At 68.0% G+C, this 18,122-nt stretch carries 19 protein-coding genes; 11 read left to right on the top strand and 8 right to left on the bottom strand.

The annotated features are described in order from the left end of the window. Nucleotides 1–14: 14 nt before the first annotated feature. A complete protein-coding gene (locus AC2D80_RS04540; protein WP_484631785.1) occupies nt 15–968 on the bottom strand; it encodes a LysR family transcriptional regulator in 954 nt (317 codons plus the stop codon). 127 nt (nt 969–1,095) lie between these two features. Between AC2D80_RS04540 and AC2D80_RS04545 the strand changes: the two genes are divergently transcribed. The 11 genes from AC2D80_RS04545 to dnaE all read left to right on the top strand — a co-directional run bounded on the left by AC2D80_RS04545 (nt 1,096) and on the right by dnaE (nt 13,332). Further along, nucleotides 1,096–1,797 carry a pirin family protein gene (locus tag AC2D80_RS04545; protein WP_484631786.1) on the top strand — a complete coding sequence of 234 codons (702 nt, stop codon included), beginning with the start codon at nt 1,096–1,098 and terminating at the stop codon, nt 1,795–1,797. Nucleotides 1,798–1,853: 56 nt separating this feature from the next. Beyond that, nucleotides 1,854–2,264 carry a DoxX family protein gene (locus tag AC2D80_RS04550; protein WP_484631787.1) on the top strand — a complete coding sequence of 137 codons (411 nt, stop codon included), beginning with the start codon at nt 1,854–1,856 and terminating at the stop codon, nt 2,262–2,264. A 12-nt stretch (nt 2,265–2,276) separates the two neighbouring features. Then, nucleotides 2,277–3,176 (top strand): pirin family protein, encoded by a 900-nt coding sequence (locus AC2D80_RS04555; RefSeq protein ID WP_484631788.1) that lies wholly within the window; start codon nt 2,277–2,279, stop codon nt 3,174–3,176. 57 nt (nt 3,177–3,233) lie between these two features. After that, on the top strand, nt 3,234–3,791 hold the full coding sequence (locus AC2D80_RS04560) for a flavodoxin family protein (protein ID WP_484631789.1): 558 nt from the start codon (nt 3,234–3,236) through the stop codon (nt 3,789–3,791). 93 nt (nt 3,792–3,884) lie between these two features. Further along, entirely contained in the window at nt 3,885–4,580 is a 696-nt protein-coding gene (locus AC2D80_RS04565) for a DUF599 domain-containing protein (protein WP_484631790.1), read from the top strand. 858 nt (nt 4,581–5,438) lie between these two features. Next, nucleotides 5,439–7,064: an asparaginase domain-containing protein gene (locus AC2D80_RS04570; RefSeq protein ID WP_484631791.1), complete on the top strand. Its 1,626-nt coding sequence runs from the start codon at nt 5,439–5,441 to the stop codon at nt 7,062–7,064. Nucleotides 7,065–7,078: 14 nt separating this feature from the next. Further along, nucleotides 7,079–7,903, top strand: coding sequence for a hypothetical protein (locus tag AC2D80_RS04575; protein WP_484631792.1), 825 nt, complete (start codon nt 7,079–7,081; stop codon nt 7,901–7,903). Between the two features lie 146 nt (nt 7,904–8,049). Continuing rightward, nucleotides 8,050–8,259 (top strand): hypothetical protein, encoded by a 210-nt coding sequence (locus AC2D80_RS04580; protein ID WP_484631793.1) that lies wholly within the window; start codon nt 8,050–8,052, stop codon nt 8,257–8,259. A 208-nt stretch (nt 8,260–8,467) separates the two neighbouring features. Next, a complete protein-coding gene (locus AC2D80_RS04585; protein WP_484631794.1) occupies nt 8,468–9,058 on the top strand; it encodes a hypothetical protein in 591 nt (196 codons plus the stop codon). After that, nucleotides 9,051–9,692, top strand: coding sequence for a hypothetical protein (locus AC2D80_RS04590; protein ID WP_484631795.1), 642 nt, complete (start codon nt 9,051–9,053; stop codon nt 9,690–9,692). The genes AC2D80_RS04585 and AC2D80_RS04590 overlap by 8 nt, the downstream gene beginning before the upstream one ends. Before the next feature lie 64 nt (nt 9,693–9,756). Then, on the top strand, nt 9,757–13,332 hold the full coding sequence (gene dnaE, locus AC2D80_RS04595; RefSeq protein ID WP_484631796.1) for a DNA polymerase III subunit alpha: 3,576 nt from the start codon (nt 9,757–9,759) through the stop codon (nt 13,330–13,332). A gap of 27 nt (nt 13,333–13,359) precedes the next feature. Here dnaE and tolA read toward each other — a convergent pair whose 3' ends face one another. The 7 genes from tolA to ribH all read right to left on the bottom strand — a co-directional run bounded on the left by tolA (nt 13,360) and on the right by ribH (nt 18,112). Next, complete coding sequence (tolA, locus tag AC2D80_RS04600) at nt 13,360–14,274, bottom strand: cell envelope integrity protein TolA (protein ID WP_484631797.1); 915 nt, start codon at nt 14,272–14,274, stop codon at nt 13,360–13,362. Between the two features lie 13 nt (nt 14,275–14,287). Then, nucleotides 14,288–14,719, bottom strand: a complete 432-nt coding sequence (locus AC2D80_RS04605; RefSeq protein ID WP_484631798.1) for a biopolymer transporter ExbD — start codon at nt 14,717–14,719, stop codon at nt 14,288–14,290. A 6-nt stretch (nt 14,720–14,725) separates the two neighbouring features. Then, entirely contained in the window at nt 14,726–15,418 is a 693-nt protein-coding gene (gene tolQ, locus AC2D80_RS04610) for a protein TolQ (RefSeq protein WP_484631799.1), read from the bottom strand. 72 nt (nt 15,419–15,490) lie between these two features. After that, the gene (gene ybgC, locus AC2D80_RS04615) at nt 15,491–15,952 is read right to left on the bottom strand and encodes a tol-pal system-associated acyl-CoA thioesterase (RefSeq protein ID WP_484631800.1); all 462 of its coding nucleotides are present in this window, start codon (nt 15,950–15,952) and stop codon (nt 15,491–15,493) included. Next, nucleotides 15,949–17,172: a pyridoxal phosphate-dependent aminotransferase gene (locus AC2D80_RS04620; protein WP_484631801.1), complete on the bottom strand. Its 1,224-nt coding sequence runs from the start codon at nt 17,170–17,172 to the stop codon at nt 15,949–15,951. The genes ybgC and AC2D80_RS04620 overlap by 4 nt, the downstream gene beginning before the upstream one ends. Beyond that, nucleotides 17,169–17,648, bottom strand: a complete 480-nt coding sequence (gene nusB / locus AC2D80_RS04625; RefSeq protein WP_484631802.1) for a transcription antitermination factor NusB — start codon at nt 17,646–17,648, stop codon at nt 17,169–17,171. The genes AC2D80_RS04620 and nusB overlap by 4 nt, the downstream gene beginning before the upstream one ends. Further along, on the bottom strand, nt 17,648–18,112 hold the full coding sequence (gene ribH / locus AC2D80_RS04630; protein ID WP_484631803.1) for a 6,7-dimethyl-8-ribityllumazine synthase: 465 nt from the start codon (nt 18,110–18,112) through the stop codon (nt 17,648–17,650). Before ribH ends, nusB begins: the two co-directional genes overlap by 1 nt. Nucleotides 18,113–18,122: the final 10 nt, after the last annotated feature.

Here is an 18,122-nt window from a genome sequence, read left to right on the forward strand (position 1 = left end):
GCGCGGCGGGCCGCTCAGTGCTGGTGGTGGTGGGTCAGCAGGGCCTCTCGTGTGGCCGGGTGCTGCAGGCGCTCGAGCCACCAGCGCAAGGCCCGCGCGCCCTGGGCGGCGGCCCCGCGCGGCGCGCGCCAGGCGTAGGCCACGTGGATCTCGCGGTCGGGCTGCTCGGTGGCCTTCACCACCAGGCGCCCGGCCGTGATGTACGGCTGGGCCAGCGGCAGCGGCAGAAAGCCCGCGCCGAGGCCGCGCAGCTGGGCTTCGAGCTTGAACTGCATGGACGGCACGGTGAGCACGTCCTGGCCCGGCAACAGGTTGTGGCTCACGCCGCGGCCGCGCTGCGTGCTGTCGGCCACGGCGACCGCCCGGTGGCGGCGCAGCTCCTCGTCGCACAGGGGTGCCTCGACCGCGGCCAGCGGGTGGTGGGGCGCGACCGCGTACACGAAGGCCACCGAGCCCAGCGGCGCCGTCTGCAGGTCCGGGGCCGAGGCCTCGGGCGAGACACCCAGCGCGATGTCGGCCGTGCCGTCCTGGACCGCCTCCAGCGTGCCGGAAAGGGTTTCGCTGCGCAGCTTGATGCGGGTGGGCGCGCCGGTGGCGTAGAAGGCTTCGCACAGCTCGAACAGCGTGGCGCGGGCGATCAGGGCGTCGGCGGCGATGGTGAGCTGCGGTTCCCAGCCGGTGGCCACGCGCTTGACGCGCTGGGCCACGGCGTCGAGCTCGCCGAGCAGGTATTCGCCCGCGCGCAGCAACTCCGCGCCGGCGGGCGTCAGCACGGCGCGGCGGGCGCTGCGGTCAAACAGCAGCACGTCCAGCGCGTCTTCGATCTGGCGCACCCGGTAGGTCAGGGCGCTGGGCACCATGCCGAGCTCGCGGGCGGCGGCGGCCATGCTGCCCAGCCGCGCCACGGCCTCGATCAGCGCCAGGTTTTCGGCCGACAGGGCGGTGCGCGGGGCGTGGGTCGAAGGCATCGGGCGGCTCCATCATTCAAACCGTTTGAATGATGCCATCAAAGCGCTGCGCACCGCCGGGGCGGGTGGCTGCCCAGAATTCACCCCCATCGATGCACCGCATCACCCCTTTCAGGAGCCCCGCACCATGATCCGCATCCGCCCGTCCGACGCCCGCGGCCACGCCGACCACGGTTGGCTGGACAGCCGCCATTCCTTCTCGTTTGCCGACTACTTCGACCCGCAGTGGATGGGTTGGGGCAACCTGCGGGTGATCAACGAAGACCGCATCGCGCCCGGCACCGGGTTTGGCACCCACGGCCACCGCGACATGGAAATCATCAGCTACGTGCTGCAAGGCAACCTCGCCCACAAGGACAGCCTGGGCAACGTCAAAGGCATCCCGCCGGGCGACGTGCAGCGCATGAGCGCAGGCACCGGCGTGCGCCACAGCGAGTTCAACCACGCACCCAACGCCACCACCCACTTCCTGCAGATCTGGATCGAGCCGAGCGAGCGCGGCATCGAGCCCGGCTACGAGCAGAAATCCTTCGCCGACGCCGAGAAGCGCGGCCGCCTGCGTCTGGTGGCCTCGCCCGATGGCGCCGACGGCTCGGTGACCATGCACGCCGACGCCCGGCTCTACGCCGGCCTGTTCGATGGCGCCGAGCGCGCCGAACTCGCCCTCGACCCGGCGCGCAAGGCTTATGTGCACCTCGTGCGCGGCCGCTTGTCCCTCAACGGCCACGCGCTGGCCGGCGGCGACGCCGCCGTGATCGACGCCGAATCCCGGCTCACCCTGCACGACGGCGACGCCGCCGAAGTGCTGGTGTTCGATCTGGCGCCTTGAGTGCCCCGCGCCCGGGAGCCCATCCGTTTTTTCTCAACCCTTCTCAGGAGCTTTCCATGAACAACACCACCCTCTCCAACACCTTCGCCCTTCTGGCCCGCATCCTGCTGGTCGCCCTGTTCCTGCCCGCGGGCCTGTCCAAGATCGGCGGGTTTGAAGGCACCGTCGGCTACATCGCCTCGGCCGGTCTGCCCCTGCCCAGCGTGGCCGCGGCGGTGGCCATCGTGGTCGAGGTCGTGGGCCCGCTCGCCCTGCTGGTCGGCTTCGGCACCCGCATCGCCGCGCTGGTGCTGGCGGTGTTCACGCTGGTGGCGTCCGTGTTCTTCCACGCCTTCTGGGCCGTGCCGGCCGACCAGGCCTTCGTGCAGCAACTCATGTTCATGAAGAACATCGGTGTGGTCGGCGGTCTGCTCGCGCTGGTGGCCTTCGGCGCCGGTCGCTTCAGCCTCGACGCCCGTCGCGCCTGAAGGACCATGGCCATGTGCGGAGCCGAACTGCTCACGCGCCGCGCGGTGCACGCCGTGGTGGACATGCCGCTGCACCGCTTCGACGCCCACACCCACGCCCACCTGTTCCACCCGGCGCAGCCCGGCCTGATCGATCCGTTCCTCGGCCTGGATTTTTTCCACATGCCGCAGAACTACTTCCTGCCGCACCCCCACGGCGGCATGAGCGCGGTCACGCTGCTGCTCGCCGATTCGCCCGGCGGTGTGCGCAACCGCGATTCGCAGGGCGATGACAGCGTGATCGCCCCCGGCGATCTGCACTGGACCCAGGCCGGGCGCGGCATCGTGCACGAAGAAACGCCCAGCCAGCCCGGCCACGCGGCGATCGGCCTGCAGGTCTTCGTCAACATGGCCCGCCACCGCAAACAGGACCCGGCGGCGGTGTTCAAGGTGGCGCGCGGCGACATGCCGGTGCTGGCCCGCGACGGCGCCAACCTCACCCTCGTGGCCGGCGCTTTCGATGGCCATGTCTCACCCATCGCCCGCGATGACCGCTGGGCCACGCCGGTGACCGTGCTCGGCATCGCGCTGGCGCCCCACGCCGCCTTCGATCTGCCCGTGCCGCCTACACACAACGGCTTTTTCGTGGTCACCGAAGGGTCATTGACCGCCGGCGATCATGCGGCCCGCGACCGGCAGGTGGTTGTCGTCGTGCCGGCGGCGCCCGCGGCGGTCGAAGGGCCGCCGGGCGTGCTGGCAATGCGCGCCGGCCCGGCGGGCGCGCGCGGTGTGTGGCTGTCGGGCCAGCCACTGCGCGAACCCACCGTGCCGCACGGGCCGTTCGTGGGCAACAGCCGCGATGACATCGTGGCCTACGCCCAGGCGTTCCACCGTGGTGCCATGGGCACGCTCGACGCCGCCTTCAGCCGCTGAACCACTGATTCTTTCTTCCATCCCGCAGCCCTGGCTGCCTTCACCAGAGAGTCCACCATGACCCACGTTGTTGTTGTCTACCACTCCGGCTACGGCCACACCCAGCGCATGGCGCAAGCCGTCGCCGAAGGCGCCAACGCCGAACTCATCGCCATCGACGCCGACGGCAACCTGCCCGCCGGCGGCTGGGAAGCGCTCGACGCTGCCGACGCCATCATCATGGGCTCGCCCACCTACATGGGCACCGTGAGCTGGCAGTTCAAGAAATTCGCCGATGCGTCCAGCAAGGCCTGGTTCACCCAGAAGTGGAAAGACAAGGTCTTCGCCGGCTTCACCAACAGCGCCACCATGAACGGCGACAAGCTCTCCACGCTGCACTACCTGTTCACCCTGTCGATGCAGCACAGCGGCATCTGGGTTGGCACCGGCCTGATGCCCAGCAACAGCAAGGCCGCCCAGCGCAACGACGTGAACTACGTCGGCTCGTTCAGCGGCGCCATGGCGCAGACCCCGTCCGACGCCAGCGCCGCGGAAATGCTGCCCGGCGATCTGGAAACGGCCAAGCTGTTCGGCCAGCGCGTCGCCGCCACCGCCGCCCGCTTCGCCAAGGCCTGACCGGCCGATCGCTGGCCGGACAACCCAGGTCGGCCTGCCGGACCGGCTGGTGGGCCGGCCCGCGGCGCCGGGTGCGCGGGTAGCATCCGGCCCATGAAGATATTCAGCATCCTGCCCTGGGGCGACTGGCTCGCGCTGGTCGCCTTCTTCGGTCTCTGGGCCGGCTACGCCTGGTTTGCCAAGGTGCTGGCGCGCCGCCGTCCCTCGCTGCTGGTCACCACCAACCGCTACCGCGGCCACTGGATGCGCCAGGCCAGCGCCCGCGACCCCCGCATGCTCGACGGCCTGATCACCCAGACGCTGTCCAACACGCCGGCCTTCTTCTCCTCCACCTCGCTGCTGATCATCGGCGGTCTGTTCGCGCTGCTCGGCACCACCGACAAGGCCACCGAGCTGATGAGCGAGATCCCCTTCGCCCAGGCCACCACGCTGCTGGTCTTCGAGTTCAAGATCCTCGTGCTGGTGGCCATCTTCGTCTACTCATTCTTTCGCTTCTCCTGGTGCATGCGCCAGTACACCTTCGTGGCGCTCGTGATCGGCTCCATGCCGCCGCCCGAGGCGTTTGAACGCGGCGAATTCGACCGACAGCAGTTCGTCGACCGCGCCGCGGCCATGGTCGGCGCCGCCGCCGAAACCTTCAACGACGGCTTGCGCGCCTACTACTTCTCCTTTGCGCTGCTGGCCTGGTTCATCTCGCCGGTGAGCATGGTGCTCGCCACCGTGATCGTGGTGGCCATCCTCTACAACCGCGAGTTCCGTTCCGAGGTGCTGTCGATCCTCAAGGACTGATGCGGCGGGGCGCCGAAGGTCCAGTCGCGGCCTAAAGTGCCAAGCGGCCCTGCCGGTGCGCTCGATTTGCCGCGTCGGCGCAAGAGGATGAACATCCTGGCATGGCCAAGTGACGTCGCCATCATCAACCCCCATGTCCCTCTAGCGGTCGTTGTTCTGGCGGGGCATGCGTGTCCGTCGTTGGCCGGACGCCGATGCCGCCGTTCGATGCGGTGCGGCTGCAATCCATCATCAAAGCATCAGGACCGGGTGGCTGACAGCATCCCCCCAAGATGCGACGATTTTGTGGTCGGTCATGAAGCCTACGCCATCAGGCGTTGTGACCGGCGCAGGTTGTCGATGATCGATGTGCGCGGTTGCTTTCCGCACAAGCCCTGTACCGATCAACAGACCTGCGGATCGCCTGGACGCAGAAATCTGGGCATCTCAGCAAGGCGTGCACTGTCGCAAGGGGTTGCGTGGGCCGCAGGTGGTCGTGACCGTACGAGATACAGCCCACAGGGCACATGGGAGCAGCAGTATGTCCACACAACCAATGGGTGTCGGCCGGGTCGCGGGTCGACCCGCTCCGGCCGGAGGGGCCGCGGCCTTTGCCCCATCCGCTCTTGAAGGGGCGGTGATTTCACCGCCCTCGTCGCGACGCGTCGATCTCGGCGAACGAGCACCCATCCAGACGACAACGCCTGTCGTCACATACGCCCAGCCGGTGTTGCCGCTTCGCGGCGTCACACACGCGCGGGCTTAGCCCCACCACGCAGAACCGCGCTCCAGGCGCGATGCGCTCCGGCATGGCCGCCGGCGGCGGTCCGTCGTGCGCGCCGCGCCACGAATCCACCCAACGCAACCACACAGAAAGTCATGCACCTTGCAGTGATCAACACGGGCGGCACCATCAGCTGCGCCGGCACACCCTTGACGCCGATGTCGGCGGTCGAGTTTGCCTTTGCCTGCGAAAACCTGATCAGCCCCATCCTGTCGCAGAGCGATCCCGCACTGAGTCTGCACTACGTGGTCGATCTTCCTTTTCCGGAATCGGGCACCCACACGCTGGACAGCACCAACCTCCAGCCCAGCGACTGGTGCCGCATCGCGGGCTACATCCTCAAGCACTACGACGAGTTCGATGGTTGGGTCGTGCTGCACGGCACCGACAGCATGGACTTCAGCGGAGCCGCGCTGCCGTTTCTGCTCAATGCCTTCGACCGCCACGGTGACCTGGTTGCGGCGCTGAGCAAGCCGGTGGTGATCACCGGTTCGCAATTGCCGATGTTCTATCGACCGGACCCGTCGAAGCCCCCGACCGCGCTGATCTGCAACACCGACGCCTTTCAGAACTTTTGCGGTGCGGTGGCCGCCGCGCAAAGCGGCATCCCCGAGGTTTGCGTGTATTTCCAGAACCGCATCTTCCGCGGTGCCCGTGTCCTCAAGACCAACGCCAGCCAGTTCAACGCCTTTTCCTCCCCCAATTACCCCGCCCTGGGTGAGTACGGCGTGGAGCTGACGATCGAGGCAACGCACGTGTTGCCGGGACCGGTCAGCGCCTCGGTCAGTCTGGACAATCCGACGGCGAGAGCCCTTGCCCAAGCGCAACTCGCGTTTGCGGCCGCGAACATCAACCGCTACCCCGTCATCCAGTTCAATGCCTTCCCCGCGTGGTTTTCGTTCCCCAGCGTCGGGGGCGCGCCTGGCTACCCGGACAACAACAGCCCGCGCGCTGGACTGCTGGCCAGCCTGATCAACTCCTGCGTGGACCCGGCCATCGGGGTCAAGGGCCTGATCCTCGAGTCCTACGGCGAAGGCAACTTTCCGTCGGGCGATCCGGACACGCCCAGCAATGGCGCCACCTACCAGGCCTTGCTCGCGGCGAACCGCGCGGGCGTGGTGGTGGTCGATTGCACGCAGGTCATCAGCGGCGTCGTCAACGACAACGCCTATGCGGCCGGGGCCTGGTTGCCACAGGTCGGTGCACTCAGCCCCGCCGACATGACCCCGATGGCCGCCTTGGCCAAGCTCTCCGTGCTTCTCACCGCAGCGGCTTACCAGGACTGGGGCCTGGATGTGGTCAAAAGCCTTTTTCAGCTCAATCTGCTGGGCGAGATGCGCAGCACCAGCCGCCTGGACAGCCGAGGGAATGGCTCCCTTCGCGTGAACCAGAGCATCAGCACCCCCGATGGCAGCGCCTCCTTCTGCAACGACCCGGTCGCCGGTCCCGTCCTGCAGACCAGCGATGGCAAGCGCCTCTGGACCGCGGCCACTGGCTTGTCGCCAGACGACCTGCCAGGTGTGTTGACCATGCAGAACGACGGCAATCTGGTCTTTTACAGCCGCAACAACGCCCCGCTGTGGGCCAGCAACACGGGCGTCAGCGATGGCGCTCCATCGCGCTGCGAGCTCAGTGGCTCGACCAGCGACCAGAGCGTCAACCTGCGTTTGTTCAATTACGCGAACCACACCACCACCGCGCTGCTGTTTTCCCAACCATGACCCAGGAGAGACCCATGAATGCGCCAGTCCGTAGTTTCAAGTTCAGCGGCCAGATCGGCCCGCACGATGCTTTCCACCAGACCACCGCACCCGCGCTGGGCGGTGCCGCGCCCGATGAACACTACCTGGCGCCGACGACGGTGCCCGTCACGATCACCTCGCCCCCACCGACGCGGGTCATCGGTGTGCCGCAATACAGCTCGACGGTCGTGGGCACCGCGGCAGCCGGCTACAACCCGGGCGGCGACTGCCATGGCAACTTCATGTCTGCGAAGTTCCAGCCCAACAACAACTGCTACGCCTACGGCTGCAACATCGCCAGCAACACCTTCCCCCAGCCCGGCCGTGCGAGCGGGTTCCTGCTCACGGCGGCCGACATGACCGGCACGGTCGCCAGTGTCGGTGCCACGGTCAGCGGTTACGCCGTCAAAGACGGTCTTCAGTTCGTGGGCACCACCAAAGCCGACCTGATGGCCTTCAAGTCAGTCCACCAAGGCACCACGCCGCCGGGGTTGTTGGGCGCCGGGAACCTCGCTGGCCACTTCGTCGCGCTGATGATTTCGCCCGCCGGCGATGCCAACTGGCCGGGGGATTACCACTGGGCGCGGTGCGACAACTCGTGGGGTGCTTGTGACAGCTGGTCGCAGAAGGATGGCAACGACCAGGTGACGAACTTCGATTTCGCCGGCAAGCCCATCACGGATCCCAGCACCGCGAACTGGACCGTCAACCAGGGCCCTGTTTCGCCCGGCAACCCGTCCGCCGGCAGCGATCAATTGGTGACGTACGCCTTCTACGGATACCTGTTTGTCCCAAGCAGCGGGGTGAACATCATTTGATCGACAGGCCATCCTGGGCCGCTTGAAAGCGGCCCTCGGCTCACCCGTGTTTCCGATTCGCCGCCCGGCGAAAGGCCCGCTCCGTCGGGTCGTCTCCCCCGCCGGACTTCGGTCCGGTTTGTGTAACTTCCTCAAGAGGTCTATCCATGAGCAACGCCAAGGTTGATGCAAAAAGCAAAGAGATCAATTTCGAGCTTTCCCCAGCCGATCTCAAGGCCATCGCCGCCGGCAAGGCGGTTCAGGTGCCCAGTTCTGCGTTCTTCGGAAAAACGGCTTTTTCCATCGAGAACGCCCCGATTCCCAAAAGCATTCACGACAAGGTGACCATTCAGTTGCACATCGACAAGTCCAAGTGACGTTCATTCCATCATGAAGTCCACTCCCAGATCGTTGGCGGGACAGGTGGTCTGGCGGGCGCTGGACGCAACGGGCGAACCCCATCTGCCCCGGTACCGGGCGCTGATCGATTCGGCCTTTGCTGACGTGCAACCCGCCTACGCCACCACGTCCTTCGGCGATCTTTTTCGACGGAGGGGCCGAGACGCCACCTGGGTCGCATCCCTGTTGGCGTCCGACTCATACACCGAGGGCTACAGCGCCACGCGCCTGTGGCAGTACGCCTCCAGCCTGCCCGATCCCCGGATGGGGCAGTCGCTGAGACGTCACGCCACCGACGAAGCCAAGCACTCCAAGCTATTCGCCACGGCGCTGCTCAAGACCTTTCCGCAACTGGAGAGCCCCGCCCTGCGGCAGGACCTGGCATCCAACACGCCCGATCTGCAGCGGGTGGATGTGCGCACCGCGCTGCTTGATCCTCCGTCGCCCGAGGAACTGCTCAGCTCGATGCTGCTGATCAACCTGTACGAAGTGAAGGCCTTGTTTCTGTGCATGCTGACCAAGCCGGTCACCCTCGCGCACGCGCCGCATGAGAGCGTGCCCGCGCTGACCCCGCTCTTCGACGCGATTGCACAGGACGAGGGACATCACATCCGGTACACCGCGGCGGTGCTGGAGCGGGCCTGCCAGGAAGGCCACGAGGACATGGTCCGCGCCATGCTGCGGGACTTTCAGGACTCCATCAATCAGGTCACCTATGGCGACCTGGAAACTGACCTGATCAACGCGCTGGCGCAAGAAGGGAGCGGTCATGGATAAGCCCTTTTGTGCCGTGTTCGGCAATGCCCTCGGCGACGCGAGCCGGATGCAACTGATTGAGGGCATCCTCGGCTCGCCGTTTTTTGGCAACAGCGCCTTGGGTCCGGAATTCATCCGGACCCAAGGCTTTTCGGTGGTGTTTCGCCGCGATGGTCTGGAGACGGTGGCTGCGCGTTTCCCCTTCCTTCAGCCGATCCTGGACCGGGTGCTGTTTGGCGATTGCAATGCCTTCTACATTAATCCACTGGTTCTGGTCGATGGCTCCGAGGTTCAGGCACACATCGATTGCCGTTTGACGCCGGAGAACGTCCGCATCATTCCCAACCTCGTGAGCGTTTATTACGCGGAGGTGCCTCTCGACATGCGGGGCGGCGCGCTGGTGTTGAACACGGGCCATGTCAACGAAAGGCGCATACAACCCCGCACAGACGACCTGATCCATTTCCTGGGCACCACGATTCATCGCGTGGAGTCAATGGAGCACGGCGCGCGCCGCATCAGCGTCGTGTGTGAGCAATACAACCTGACGTCGCAGACCCTGGCGGGTTTTCCCGCCTGTCAGGTGATGGCGGATGCGCCGGGGCTGGGGCGGATCAATGCCGCAGCGCCCCCTGATGTGTCCCTGAACGTCTGACGCGTCGGCGCCGTGTGGAGTCGGGGACGCGCGGACGCGGGGCGCGCGTCCCTAAAATCCACCCATGTTTATCCACCTGCGCCTTCACACCGAGTTTTCCGTCGTCGATGGCACGACGCGCATCGATGAGGCGGTGGCCGCCGCGGCGGCCGATGGGCAGCCGGCGCTGGCCATCACCGATCTGAGCAACCTGTTTGGGGCGGTGAAGTTTTACAAGGCGGCGCGCGGAGCGGGGGTGAAGCCGCTGATCGGCGCGGAGGTGGTGCTGCAGGGATTGACCGACGAGACGCCCGGAGCCATGCCCGGTTCGCATCAGCCGGCCTTGCCGCGGGCCTTGTTGCTGGTGCAGGACCGTCAGGGTTACCTGAACCTGTGTGAACTGCTGGCGCGGGCCTGGACGCGCAACGACGGCCGCGGGCAGGCGGTGATCCAGCGCGCGTGGCTGCAGGAGCTGTCGGGCGGGTTGATTCTGCTGTCGGGCGCGCAGGCGGGGCCGGTGGGGCAGGCGCTGCTGGCGGGCGACGCGCCGCGGGCCAGTGACATCGCGCTGCAACTGGCGTCGATGTTTCCACACCGCTTCTACCTGGAGCTGCAGCGCGCGGGCCGCGCCGAGGACGAGCGCCATGTGGTGGCGGCGGTGCGCCTGGCGGCGCGCCTGCGCTTGCCGGTGGTGGCGACGCACCCGGTGCAATACCTCGGACCCGATGATTACGAGGCCCACGAGGCGAGGGTGTGCATCTCCGAGGGCGAGATCCTGGGCAACAGCCGGCGCGTGCGCCGCTTCACCCGCGAGCAGTGGTTCAAGCCGGCGGCCGACATGGCGGCTTTGTTTGCCGACGTGCCCTCGGCGGTGGCCAACACGCTGGAGATCGCGCGGCGCTGCAACCTCACGCTGGTGCTGGGCAAGCCGCAATTGCCCAACTTCCCGGTCCCGCCCGTCAACGGTGAGGTGATGACGACCGAGGCGTATTTCCGCCACGTGTCGCACGAGGGCCTGAAGGCGCGGCTGCGCCACCTGTATCCCGACGAAGCCGAGCGAGAGCGCGAGCGCCCGCGCTACGAGGAGCGGCTGGAGTTTGAGCTCAACACCATCCTCAAGATGGGCTTCCCGGGCTACTTCCTCATCGTGTCGGACTTCATTCAGTGGGCCAAGGAGAACGGCTGTCCGGTGGGGCCCGGCCGGGGCTCGGGCGCCGGCTCGCTGGTGGCCTACGCGCTGCTGATCACCGACCTCGATCCGCTGCGCTACAACCTGCTGTTCGAGCGTTTCCTGAACCCGGAGCGGGTGTCGATGCCCGACTTCGACATCGACTTTTGTCAGAGCAACCGCGACCGCGTGATCGACTACGTGAAGGAGCGCTACGGCAAGGACGCGGTCAGCCAGATCGCCACCTTCGGCACGATGGCCGCGCGCGCCGCGATCCGCGACGTGGGGCGTGTGCTGGATCTGTCCTACGGTTTCTGCGATGGCATCTCCAAGCTCGTGCCCAACAAGCCCGGCATGAGCGTGACCCTGCAATACCCGCCGGTGTCCAAGAAGGACGGTGACAAGAACAACTACGCGCTGGAGATGGAGCCGCTGCTCGCCGAGCGGGTGCAGAAGGAAGAGGACGTCAAGAACCTGATCGAGCTGGCGCAGAAGCTCGAGGGCATGACGCGCAACGTGGGCATGCACGCCGGCGGCGTCCTGATCGCGCCGGGCAAGCTCACCGATTTCTGCCCGCTCTACGCCCAGCCCGGCAGCGACGCCGCGGTCAGCCAGTACGACAAGGACGACGTGGAGGCCATCGGCCTGGTGAAGTTCGACTTCCTGGGGCTGGCCACGCTGACCATCCTGGAGATCGCGCGCGACTTCATCCGCCAGCGCCATCCGGCGATGGCCGACTTTGCGTACGAAAACGTGCCGCTGGACGACCCGAAGGTGTACGCGCTGTTCTCGCGCGGGCAGACGGAGGCCGTGTTCCAGTTTGAAAGCCGGGGCATGCAGGGCATGCTGCGCGACGCGAAGCCCACGCGGCTCGAGGATTTGATTGCGCTGAACGCGCTCTACCGCCCGGGCCCGATGGACCTGATTCCGAGCTTCGTTGCGCGCAAGCACGGCCGCGAGGTCGTGGAGTATCCGCATCCGCTGCTCGAGCCGGTGCTGGCCGAGACCTACGGGATCATGGTCTACCAGGAGCAGGTGATGCAGTCGGCGCAGATCCTGGGCGGATATTCGCTCGGCGGCGCCGACCTGCTGCGTCGCGCGATGGGCAAGAAGAAGCCCGAGGAGATGGCCGAGCACCGCCTGATCTTCCGCAAAGGCGCGGCGGAGAAGGGCATCAGCGAGCAGAAGGCCGATGAGGTCTTCGACCTGATGGAGAAGTTTGCCGGCTACGGCTTCAACAAGTCGCACGCCGCCGCCTACTCGCTCCTGGCCTACCACACGGCCTGGCTGAAGGTGCACCACACGGCCGCGTTCTTCTGCGCGAACATGACCGTGGAGATGGACGACACCGACAAGCTCAAGGTGCTGGTCGAAGACGCGCTGAAGATGGGCATGGCCTTCGAGCCGCCCGACGTGAACCGCGGCGTCTATCGTTTCGAGCCGGTCAACGACAAGCTCATCCGCTACGGGCTGGGCGCCATCAAGGGCACGGGCCAGCAGGCGATCGAGGCCATCGTGGCCGCGCGGGAGGGCCGCGGCGAAGGGCCCAACGGTCAGGAGCGCGGTCCGTTCACCAGCCTGTTCAATTTCTGCTTGCGCGTGGACCGCACGCGGCTGAACAAGCGCACGGTCGAGGCCCTCATCAAGGCCGGCGCGTTCGACGCGATCCACCTCAACCGCGCCGAGCTGCTGGCCTCGCTGGATGTGGCGTTCGAGTACGCCGCCACGACGCAGGCCAACGCCCACCAGGGCGGGTTGTTCGATCTGCTCGGGGGCGATGGCGAGGCAGGCCACGGTGCCAGCGGCGAAGAGCCGCCGCTGGTGGCGGTCACGCCGTGGGGCGTGAAAGAGCGACTCACCCATGAAAAGTCCGCCATTGGCTTCTACTTCTCCGGGCACCTGTTCGATGAAGTCGAGCGCGAGGTGCGCCGCTTCGCCCGCACCCGGCTGGCAGATGTGGTCGACAGCCGCGATCCGGTGCTGCTGGCCGGGATCGTGTCCGACTTCCGCGTCATCAACGGTCAGCGGGGTCGCCTGGCCTTTTTCAAGCTCGACGACAAAACCGCGGTGCTGGAGGTCAGCGCCGACGAGCACCTGATCAACACCCACCGCGCGCTGCTCAAGGACGACGAGCTGCTTGTGGTGCAGGCGCTGGCCCAGCCCGACCGTTTCTCCGGTGGACTGCGGCTCAAGGTGCAACAGATCTGGGACCTGCCCACCGCGCGCTGCCGTTTCGGCAAGTACCTGCGCGTGGCGGTCAACGGCCATCCGCCGGCGGTGGCCCGCCTGGTGCGCGAGTTCCCGCCGCGGCGCGATCAGACCGAGCAGGGCGAGCTGGTGCGTGGTCTGCCGGTGCGGCTGGCGTTGCAACGCAACGGCGCGCAGTGCGAACTCCAGCTCGACGACCGCGCGCTCTTCTTCCCGACCGACGCTGCGCTGGCCGGCTGGGCCGCCCAGGCCGATGGCCAGCGGGCGGAGATCGTGTTCGACTGACGCCGCGGCGGCCGCCGGGCGGCCCCGTCAGTCGAGCGGTCGCAGACCGATCACCAGCGAGGGCGGTACCCGCCCGTCGGTGTCACGCGGCAGGCTGCCGGTGCGGTCGATCGCCCGCAGCACCGCCTCGTCCCACGCGGGGTTGCCGCTGCTCTTGACCAGCCGGCGGGCGGTGATGGTGCCGTCGGGCAGGGTGCGAACCTCAACCTCGGCGCGCGGATTGCCGGGCGCGACATCGGTGAACACCACGTTGGGCTTGATCCGCGCCGCCACGCGGCCGCCGTAGCTCGGCGAGGGCCCGCTGGACTGCTGGGCGGTTCCGGTGCTTTGCGGCCCGCCGGTGGCGCCGGCCTGCCCCAGCATGCGCTGCAGCTGATCCTGGCGCAACTGTTCTTTGACTTGGGCCTCGCGGCGCTCCTCGGCGGCCCGCCGTTCGCGTTCGCGCCTGTCTTCGGCCAGCTGGCGCTGGCGCTCCTTCTCTTTGTCGGCCGCTGCCTTCTTCTCCTCCGCGGCCTTGCGTTCGGCCGCGAGCTTGGCTTCGGCCGCGCGCCGCTCGGCGGCCTTCTTCGCCTCGGCGGCCTTCTCCTGGGCGCGCTTTTCGGCCTCGGCCTTCTGCCGGGCGACGGCGATCTCGGCCTGAGAGGGTGCCGGGGCCGCGGCCGGCGCGGGCGGCGGCGGAGCAGGGCGGGGAGCTGGCGCGGGCGCGGGCGGTGGAGGGGGCGGGGGCGGCGGTTCCACGGCCCGCGGCGCGGCCTGCTGCGGCAGACGCGACCAGAGTTCGGCTTCCACCGCCGGGACCACCGTGTCGCGGTTCCACTGGACTCCCCAGGTGAGGGCCACGATCAGACCGGCGTGCACCAGCAGGGCCAGCCCGAGCGGACGACCCCAGCGGTCGGTGCGCGGGGGCTGCAGGTCGGTGCGCTCGAAGGTGCTGTGAAGCATGGGGCGGCCGGGATCAGCGGCTGGTTTGCACCGCCAGCCCCACGCGGGCGATGCCATTGCTTTGCAGCTGGCCCATCACGCGGACCACGACGTCGTACTTCACGTTCTTGTCCGCGCTGATGATCACCGGCGGCGGCTCGGTGCCGCTGCCCTGCAGCTGCTTGACCCGGGCGACCAGCTGGCCCATCGGCACCTCGGGGCTGTCGGCGCTGCTGTTGCCTTCGCGGACCTGGAGTCGCTCGTCCTTGTCGATGACGACCTGGATGAAGCGGTCGGGTTGCCGCGCGGCCTGGCCCACGCTGGGCAGGGCGATCTGGCTGGGTGCGATCAGCGGGGCCGTGACCATGAAGATGATCAGCAGCACCAGCATCACGTCGATGAACGGGACCATGTTGATCTCGTTGATCGTGCGGCGGCCGCGGCCGCGGGCGGCGAGGCGGGCCATGGCGCGTCAGCGGCCCGGCGCGGTCTGGGCCGCGGCGTGGCGTTGCAGGATGTTGGAGAACTCTTCCATGAAGGTCTCCATCGCATTGGCAACACGGTCAATGTCGTGCGCGAAGCGGTTGTAGCCCACGACCGCCGGGATCGCCGCAAACAGGCCGATGGCGGTGGCCACGAGCGCTTCGGCGATGCCGGGCGCCACGGTGGCCAGGGTGACCTGCGTGAGCGCGGCCAGGCCGGTGAATGCGTGCATGATGCCCCACACGGTGCCAAACAGGCCCACGTACGGCGTGATGGAGCCGACCGTACCGAGGAAGGACAGGTGGGACTCCAGCGCATCCAGCTCGCGCTGGAAACTCGCGCGCATGGCGCGGCGCGCGCCGTCGAGCAGGCTGCCCCCGTCGGTGATGTGGCGCTCGCGCAGTTTCTGGAATTCACGCATGCCGCTGGCAAAGATGCGCTCCATGGGCGCGCCCTGCCGTCCGTTCTGCGCGGCCGCGCTGTAGAGATCGGCAAGGCTGGTGCCCGACCAGAAGTCGCGCTCGAAGTCCTCGTTCAGCGCGCGCACGCGCTTGAGCGTGATCAGCTTGCGAAAGATGACGGCCCAGCTCATCACGGACATGCCGATGAGCAGCAGCACGACGGCCTGGACAACCCAGCTCGCGTCGAGCATGAGTTGGACGATGGAAAAGTCATGGGTCATGGCAGTCGTAGAGGCAAAAAACGCGCGGAGGTTTCGTGGTCCGCCAGCCAGATGTCAGGCGTCCCGGTCGTGTCAGGCGCGATCCGGGGGCGACAGCGCCTGTAGCACCGCGGTGGGCAAGCGCTGGGGCCGCAGCGTGGCGGCGTCGACCCAGCCGATGCGGATCGTGCCTTCACACAGACATTCGCCGCCGCGCCAGGCGCCCTGCGCGATTGTCAGCGAAGCGCGGCCCGCTTCGACCAGCGCGGCTGTAACCGAGAGCAAATCGTCAAGCCGCGACGGCCGGTGGTAGCGCAGGCGGGTCTCGCTCACCACGAAGACCCCGCCGGTCGCCTCCCGCAGGGCCTGCTGCTCCACACCGAGCGCGCGCAGCCATTCGGTGCGGGCGCGCTCGAAGAACTTGAGGTAGTTCGCGTAGAAGACGATGCCGCCCGCGTCGGTGTCTTCCCAGTACACGCGCACCGGCCAGGCGAAGGGCGCGGCGGCCGGGCCGGTCGGTGCCGCGAGAGGCGGGGCGGCGGCGGTGGTGTTCATGCCAGCGCGGCCTCCAGCCGGGCGATGGCTTCCTGCAGTTGGGGCAGGGCGTTGGCGGTGGAAAAACGCAGGTAACGGCCCGGATCGGCCTGGCCGAAGTCGCGACCGGGGGTGGTGGCCAGGCGGCAGCGCTGCATGAGCTCAAAGGCGAGCTGCCAGCTGCCGCCGGACGCGCCATCGGCCGACGCCGCGGGGATGCCCCAGCGGTCGCACAGGGCGCTCACATCGGCCCAGGCATAAAACGCACCATCGGGCATCACCGGTACGTTCAGCCCGATCCGGTTGAGCGCCGGGATGAAGAAATCGCGCCGCGCCTTGAAGGCGGCGCGCCGCCGTTCGTATTCGGCCAGCGTGTCCGGCTCGAAACAGGCGAGTGCCGCGTGCTGCGCGATGGCGCTGGGGCAGATGAACAGGTTCTGCGCCAGCCGTTCGACCACCGGCACCAGCGGCGGCGGCATCACCAGCCAGCCCAGGCGCCAGCCCGTCATGTTGAAGTACTTGCTGAAGCTGTTGACGCTGATGACCTCGTCGCCCAGCCCGTCGGGCAAACCCAGCGCGCTGTGGCCGAAGGCGTCGTCGTGGCTCAGGCCCAGGTAGATCTCATCGACCAGGGTGACGCCGCCGCGGCGGGCTACGGCGCGCGCGATGCGGGTGAGCTCGTCGCGCGCGATCGAGGTGCCGGTGGGGTTGGACGGCGAGGCCAGGAGCACGCCGCGCGTCGCCGGGCCCCAGTGCGTCTCCACCTGGTCGGCCGTGAGCTGGAAGCGCTCGGCGGGTCCGGTGGTCACCAGCACCGCCCGCCCCTCGGCGGCCTGCACGAACTGCCGGTTGCAGGGGTAGCTCGGGTCGGGCATGAGCACCTCGTCGCCGGCGTCGATCAGGGCCAGGCAGGCCAGCTGCAACGCGGCCGAGGCGCCCGCCGTCACCGCGATGCGCGCCGGGTCGATCGACAGGCCGAAACGCTGGGCATACCAGCCGCTGATGGCCTCGCGCAAGGCGGGCAGACCGAGCGCCTGCGTGTACTGGCTGCGGCCGTCGCGGATGGCCCGTTCGGCGGCCGCCTGCACCGCGGGGGGGGCGGTGAAGTCGGGCTCGCCGATGTTGAGCAGGATCATCGGCGGCACGCCCGGTCCGGCGTCGGCGGCCAGTCGCCCGGCGGCCTTGGCCAGCTCCATGACGTAAAAAGGTTCGATGCGCGCCGCGCGCCGCGCGATCCTCATCGCTTGGCCGCCACCTCGACCGGGCGCAGGTCCGACGCGAGCGGGTGCAACACGCCGTTGACGAACTTGTGGCCGTCGGTGCCGCCGAAGTCCTTGGCCAGCTCAATGCATTCGTTGAGCACCACGCGCCAGGGCACGTCGGGGCAATGCTTGAACTCGTAGGCCCCGATCCACAGCACGCCGTGCTCGATGGGGGAGAGCTCGGCCACCGGCCGGTCCAGCCGCGGCGCGATCAGCGCATCGAGCGCCCCGGCCTGGGCAATGCAGCCGTGCACCAGCGCGTCGAAATGCACACTGTCGGCTTTGTGGAAACCGGCGAGGTCGCGCGTGAAGGCATCGATCTCGCCGGGGTCGTTCTTGCCGACCAGGTGTTGGTAGAGCGCCTGCAGGGCGAATTCGCGGGCGCGGGTGCGCGGCGACTTGTCCGCGGCTTTGCGGGGCGCGCGCGGGGCACCGGCGGGCGGTTTGTCGGCCATCACGCGATCTCCTGCAGCAGCAAGGCCATCTCCACCGCCACCCGCGCCGCGTCACGGCCCTTGTCGGTTTGGCGGGCCAGCGCCTGCGCTTCGTTTTCCACCGTGAGGATCGCGTTGGCGATCGGCACACCCTGGTCCAGCGACACGCGGGTGACGCCGGCACCGGACTCGTTGGCGACGAGCTCGAAGTGGTAAGTCTCGCCGCGGATGATGCAGCCCAGCGCAATCAGCGCGTCGTATTCGTCGCGCTCGGCCAGCGCCTGCAACGCCACCGGCACCTCCAGCGCGCCCGGGACCTTCACGTGGCGGATGTGCTTGTCCTGCACACCCAGCGCGATCAGCTCGGCATGGCACGCGGCACAGAGCGCGTCGGTGATGGCTTCGTTGAAGCGCGCCTGCACGATCGCGATGTGCAGTTTGCGGCCGTCCAGGGGGCCGGCTTGTCCTTTGTCAGCGCCAAACATGGTCGCGGGT

The organism is Hydrogenophaga sp. T66 (assembly GCF_057219855.1).

Excerpts from the sequence above, each read along its gene's own strand:
- AC2D80_RS04605 (WP_484631798.1), bottom strand. The coding sequence starts at position 14,719 with ATGGCCCGCCTCGCCGCCCGCGGCCGCGGCCGCCGCACGATCAACGAG.
- tolQ (WP_484631799.1), bottom strand. The coding sequence starts at position 15,418 with ATGACCCATGACTTTTCCATCGTCCAACTCATGCTCGACGCGAGCTGG.
- nusB (WP_484631802.1), bottom strand. The coding sequence starts at position 17,648 with ATGGCCGACAAACCGCCCGCCGGTGCCCCGCGCGCGCCCCGCAAAGCC.
- dnaE (WP_484631796.1), top strand. The coding sequence starts at position 9,757 with ATGTTTATCCACCTGCGCCTTCACACCGAGTTTTCCGTCGTCGATGGC.
- AC2D80_RS04540 (WP_484631785.1), bottom strand. The coding sequence starts at position 968 with ATGCCTTCGACCCACGCCCCGCGCACCGCCCTGTCGGCCGAAAACCTG.
- AC2D80_RS04570 (WP_484631791.1), top strand. The coding sequence starts at position 5,439 with ATGCACCTTGCAGTGATCAACACGGGCGGCACCATCAGCTGCGCCGGC.
- AC2D80_RS04545 (WP_484631786.1), top strand. The coding sequence starts at position 1,096 with ATGATCCGCATCCGCCCGTCCGACGCCCGCGGCCACGCCGACCACGGT.
- AC2D80_RS04580 (WP_484631793.1), top strand. The coding sequence starts at position 8,050 with ATGAGCAACGCCAAGGTTGATGCAAAAAGCAAAGAGATCAATTTCGAG.
- ybgC (WP_484631800.1), bottom strand. The coding sequence starts at position 15,952 with ATGAACACCACCGCCGCCGCCCCGCCTCTCGCGGCACCGACCGGCCCG.
- AC2D80_RS04565 (WP_484631790.1), top strand. The coding sequence starts at position 3,885 with ATGAAGATATTCAGCATCCTGCCCTGGGGCGACTGGCTCGCGCTGGTC.
- AC2D80_RS04555 (WP_484631788.1), top strand. The coding sequence starts at position 2,277 with ATGTGCGGAGCCGAACTGCTCACGCGCCGCGCGGTGCACGCCGTGGTG.
- tolA (WP_484631797.1), bottom strand. The coding sequence starts at position 14,274 with ATGCTTCACAGCACCTTCGAGCGCACCGACCTGCAGCCCCCGCGCACC.
- AC2D80_RS04620 (WP_484631801.1), bottom strand. The coding sequence starts at position 17,172 with ATGAGGATCGCGCGGCGCGCGGCGCGCATCGAACCTTTTTACGTCATG.
- AC2D80_RS04590 (WP_484631795.1), top strand. The coding sequence starts at position 9,051 with ATGGATAAGCCCTTTTGTGCCGTGTTCGGCAATGCCCTCGGCGACGCG.
- AC2D80_RS04550 (WP_484631787.1), top strand. The coding sequence starts at position 1,854 with ATGAACAACACCACCCTCTCCAACACCTTCGCCCTTCTGGCCCGCATC.
- AC2D80_RS04560 (WP_484631789.1), top strand. The coding sequence starts at position 3,234 with ATGACCCACGTTGTTGTTGTCTACCACTCCGGCTACGGCCACACCCAG.
- AC2D80_RS04575 (WP_484631792.1), top strand. The coding sequence starts at position 7,079 with ATGAATGCGCCAGTCCGTAGTTTCAAGTTCAGCGGCCAGATCGGCCCG.
- ribH (WP_484631803.1), bottom strand. The coding sequence starts at position 18,112 with ATGTTTGGCGCTGACAAAGGACAAGCCGGCCCCCTGGACGGCCGCAAA.